This window comes from Streptomyces canarius, from assembly GCF_014650735.1.
GTDB lineage: Bacteria > Actinomycetota > Actinomycetes > Streptomycetales > Streptomycetaceae > Streptomyces > Streptomyces olivaceoviridis.
This window is the reverse complement of record NZ_BMVN01000260.1, coordinates 1-528: the sequence shown is the minus strand read 5'-3', so window position 1 is coordinate 528 and position 528 is coordinate 1. Positions and strand designations below refer to the sequence as shown.

At 37.9% G+C, this 528-nt stretch carries 1 protein-coding gene; it reads right to left on the bottom strand.

What is annotated here, in order from left to right:
* Positions 1–528 (bottom strand): NADH-quinone oxidoreductase subunit H (locus tag IE294_RS50600; RefSeq protein WP_189895448.1); only part of this gene is annotated, 528 nt, incomplete at both ends.

The window sequence follows — 528 nt, the reverse complement described above, 5'->3', positions numbered from 1 at the left end:
GATCAAACGGAGCTCGATTAGTTTCTGCTAGACAAGAAATAAAGAACATAACCAATACAGGAAACAAGGGAATACCAAACCATATCTGCTTTTGCGCCATGACAATCTCACTCAAATTACAAGAACCTACACATATTAGTACAGTAATAAGAATAAGACCAATAGAGACTTCATAAGAGACCATTTGAGCTGCAGATCGTAATGCTCCTAGAAAGGCATATTTTGAATTACTAGACCAACCTGCTATAATAATTCCATAAACACCTAGCGAAGATATGGCAAACAAATAAAGTAGCCCTATGTTCAAATCTGACAATACCATACCATAATCAAAAGGTACAACGGCCCAAGCGACCAGACTTAACATAAATGTAGCCACTGGAGCCATTCTAAAAAGGAAGAAATTAGCACTACTTGGTGAAATAGGTTCTTTTAGAATCAATTTCAAACCATCTGCTAGAGGTTGTAACAATCCGAACGATCCCACTACATCAGGACCCTTTCGACGTTGCACAAAAGCCATTACTT